Origin of the sequence: Roseiarcus sp., from assembly GCF_052145395.1 — a bacterium.
In the GTDB taxonomy this organism is placed as follows: Bacteria; Pseudomonadota; Alphaproteobacteria; order Rhizobiales; family Beijerinckiaceae; genus Roseiarcus.
Genome location: NZ_JBKQOT010000900.1, coordinates 1 through 3,675, shown reverse-complemented (window position 1 = coordinate 3,675; position 3,675 = coordinate 1). Strand labels below are relative to the sequence as shown.

The 3,675-nt window shown below is 65.4% G+C and carries 3 protein-coding genes and 2 pseudogenes; 1 reads left to right on the top strand and 4 read right to left on the bottom strand.

Features of this window, described 5'->3' with window-relative positions; all coding sequences use genetic code 11:
* The 3 genes and pseudogenes from ACLP25_RS31210 to ACLP25_RS31200 all read right to left on the bottom strand — a co-directional run.
* The coding region (locus tag ACLP25_RS31210; protein WP_442472963.1) for an alpha-amylase family glycosyl hydrolase at window positions 1-206 on the bottom strand (206 nt) is incomplete at its 3' end.
* Window positions 203-550, bottom strand: a complete 348-nt coding sequence (locus ACLP25_RS31205; protein ID WP_442472965.1) for a hypothetical protein — start codon at window positions 548-550, stop codon at window positions 203-205. The genes ACLP25_RS31205 and ACLP25_RS31210, both read right to left, overlap by 4 nt.
* A 703-nt stretch (window positions 551-1,253) precedes the next feature.
* Window positions 1,254-1,910, bottom strand: a pseudogene (locus ACLP25_RS31200) (DJ-1/PfpI family protein); the annotation flags it as partial.
* A gap of 66 nt (window positions 1,911-1,976) precedes the next feature.
* On the opposite strand from ACLP25_RS31200, the pseudogene ACLP25_RS31195 reads away from it, so the two are divergent.
* A pseudogene (locus ACLP25_RS31195) lies at window positions 1,977-2,965 on the top strand (GlxA family transcriptional regulator).
* A gap of 84 nt (window positions 2,966-3,049) precedes the next feature.
* On the opposite strand, the gene ACLP25_RS31190 reads toward ACLP25_RS31195, so the two are convergent.
* On the bottom strand, window positions 3,050-3,238 hold the full coding sequence (locus ACLP25_RS31190; RefSeq protein WP_442472964.1) for an SDR family oxidoreductase: 189 nt from the start codon (window positions 3,236-3,238) through the stop codon (window positions 3,050-3,052).
* Window positions 3,239-3,675 lie beyond the last annotated feature (437 nt).

Here is a 3,675-nt window from a genome sequence, read left to right as displayed (position 1 = left end):
GGCGACGGGTAGAAGGGCAGGAGCCAGATCGCAGTCGCACCCAACTCGGCGATGTAGTCGAGCTTTCCGGTCAACCCGCGCAGGTCGCCCACGCCGTCGTTGTTCGAATCGAAGAACGACTTCACGTGCACCTGATAGAAGACCGCATCCTTATACCAGAGCGGATCGGCGGCCCGCGGACGGGTTTGGCGCTTGTTCTGGCTCATGACGCCTGCCCGTAGCGGCGCCCATCGGGGATTTCGAGCCGCCAGATGACGAAGGGGAGGTCTTTAGGGTCGAGTCGCACCCGTTGGCGCTTGCCGCGGACAATAAGCGACTGTGCGCGCATCAGACCGTCCGCTCCGATCGCCGGCTGGTCCGGCAGGCCGAAGCGCCAGAGCGGAACCTCGAGTTCCGTTTCAACCGCCCGCCCTGGATCGAGGTTGACCGCGACCAGAAGTGCATTGCGCCCGTCGGGAGTGCTTTTCGCATAGTAAGGTACGGCTCCGTCGAAAGCGTTGAGGAACTCGAGCCCGCGATGGCTGTGGAGCGCCGGATTGGCGCAGCGGATCTAGTTCAGCCGAGAGTGATCTCGGCCTTGATATTGCCGGGCCGGTCCCAGTCCCAAGCGGGATCTGATATTTCTCGGAATCGATGTACTCCTCCCGGCCTCGCAGCGCGCCAGCTTCGCAAAGCTCGGAGCCATTGTACATGCCCCAAAGCCCGGAGAGCGTGCAAGCAAGCGCGGCCCGGATCAGGAATGCCGGGCGGCCGCCGGTTTGCAGAAAGAAGGGATTGATGTCCGGCGTGTTGACGAAGAGATGCGGTCGGAAGAAATCCGAGACCTGCTCTCTGGCAAGCTCCGTGAAATATGAGATGAGCTCATATTTGGTGCTGTGCCAAGTGAAATATGTATAGGATTGAGGATTCTAGCCCAACTATTACCCGACGCTGCCGCCGATCGCTCACCACGTTGTGAAAGACATCTTGTGCGGCGATCAGGCCGTTCAGACTGTTGCAAAATAGATGCCATAAAAAAGCACCTTATTTGCGATTCGCTAGTTTAGGTGCTGCGCGACACCGACAGCGCGGCGAACTTGCTGTCCCTCGGCAAGCGACCATCGCGGATGGCCTGGCGCTCCAAGTCCGATTGTGATTGGGGATCAATTGATCAATCTAGCGCCCGAGGCATGGCGGGTTCGCCAATCCATCCTTCGTTCTCGCCGAACGCGGCTGCCGCCGACAGGTGACTCCATTGCCTCGGCTGGAACCGCGACGCCGAGCTTGGCTGCGATGCGCCGAGCGGTCTGCTCGCGCTGCGCGGTGATGGCTCGCGCCGATCGCAACGCTTTCTCCAGAATCGCGGGCGGCGCGGTCTCCGGCGTTCCGCTGTCGAAGGGGGGCTCCGACGCATAGGCCATGTGCCGCTGAATGGTCTGGGCGGCGTCATCGCCGCGTAGCTCCCCGGCGAGCCGCAAGGCGCCGTCAATGCCCGCCGTAACGCCCGTGGCGAAGACCCATGCGCCGTCGACGACTACCCGTTCCTTGACAGGGATCGCGCCGAAGTACGGCAGCAGTATGCATCGCCGACCAGTGGGTGGTCACCCGGCGTCCCTTGAGGAGGCCCGCCGCGCCGCAGAGCAGCGCGCCCGTGCACACCGACCCCAGCGTCTCGCCGTCCTCCATCAACACCTCCTGGCCGTAGCCGCCCGGCACATGAAGGACGTCCAACGGGGCGCATCGGCGAGGGTCGCATCGGGCGTAAGCTGCAGCCCCTTGAGGTCGCGAACGGGCGTCGCGGTCTTGCCGTAGATCCGGTACGTCGCGTTCGGGATGCGCGACAGCGCCTCGAAAGGTCCCGTGAGGTCGATCTGATCGACGCCCTCGAACACGAGCGAGCCGATCTGCAGGTGAGCATCGAGCGCGATCATCGCGCCCGGCTGAGGATGAGCGGTGGACAAGACGAAACGAGCCTAGCCGCGCAAGATCCGTCGGAAATGCCAAAGGCCCCTCGTTTCTCGCCAGACCCGGTGCGGGTCGTCGAGGTGCTCACTTACCCCGTCGTGCAGTTGCTCGACGTCACGGGGCCGGTTCAGGTGTTCGCAAGCGCCAACGATCTGGTCGTCGACGCCGGCGGCGCTTCGCCCTATCAGCTCAAGGTCGTGGGCAGAAGCGGCGAAGGCGCGACATCCTCCGCCGGGATGACGCCCACAGCGGGTCCGCTCACCCGGGACAATGAAACGCTTGACACCATGCTCGTCGCCGGTGGCGAGGGGGCCCAGGCGGCAGCCGAAGATCGGGCGCTGGTCGACTGGGTGGGGCGGCGCGCCGCCAAGGCGCGTCGCGCCGCCTCCGTTTGCACCGGCGCCTTTCTGCTTGCGGCTGTCGGCCTCTTGGACGGCCGCCGCGCCGCGACCCATTGGAAGTTCTGCGCCAGGCTCGCCTAGCGCTTTCCGGCCGTGCGTCGAGCCGGATCCGATCTTCGTGTGCGATGGCCCGGTCTGGACGGCGGCGTGGGTGACAGCCGGGATCGCTTTTGCGCTGGCGCTCGTCGAGGAGGACCTCGGCTGCTCCGTGACGCTCGCCGTGGCCCGCTATCTGTCGTCTTCCTCAAGCGTCCGGGCGGACCGGCGCAGTTCAGCGCCGCTCTGGCGATGCAGACAGTCGACGACCGGTTCGGCGCCCTGCACGACTGGATCAACGGCAATTTCGGCGGCGACCTTTCGCTCTCGGTCCTGGCCGAGCAGGTCGGCATGAGCGAGCGCAGTTTCAGCCGTCAATACGCAGAGGCGACCGACTAGACACCCGCCCGCGCCATCGCGCGGCTGAGAGTGGACGCGGCGCGGCGTCTGCTTTCGAGTCGCGTACGCCGGCCAAGCGCATTCCGCAGCGTTGCGGCTTCGGCTCGGAGGACACCATGCGCCGCAGCTTCCTCCGGGTGCTCGCCGTCGCGCCGTTGGACTACCGCTCTCGCTTCAGGTTTTGACATTCGATCGCTTCCATCTGGTCTGTAACGCGCCGGCCAACGTCATGAAGTCAGCTCGGCGCTCGACAATGTCTCGACGCCGCGTCAGCGGCGCTGGAGGTCCAGCGGGAGGTCGGGGCAGGCAGGCGAGGCGCCTCCGTCCACGGCGAGGCTTTGCCCGGCGATGGATCCGGCCTGTTCGGAGCACAGCAACGCTGCGGCGTCGCCGACATCCGTCGGCGTCGCAAGACGAAGCATCGGCGACCATCCCCTCTCTGACCGGTCGCGCAGCATCTCGGACCCGGCCGGCGACAAGGTCGAGAACAGCCGTCGTCGTCACCTTGCTCACCTGGCCGATCGCGGACCCCGATCAGATTGCGGACCGACAGCCTCATTGCGTAAACCCCAATCTTTGCGCCGCAAGCACGTCATTGCGTTCGAAGCTTGCACGGGGAACGACGGCTTGTGGCGCCGTCCTGCCGGGCCAGAGCGAGCGCGAACGGTAGCAAAAGACCCCATTTGTCGCGTTCGCCAATCCGTCCGGCGGCGCCCGCTATTTGCGCGCAGCGGCGGTCCCATAGCGACGACGAAACGAGAAGGCATTATGGAAATCGCGGGCCCCAGGCTGGCGATGCTTTCGGACGGATCCGGCGACTGCGGCGGCCGCGTCTCGGATCGTCGTCTTTGGGAGCCGGGCAGGGGACGCGTCGCCCGACAGCGACTTGGACGTC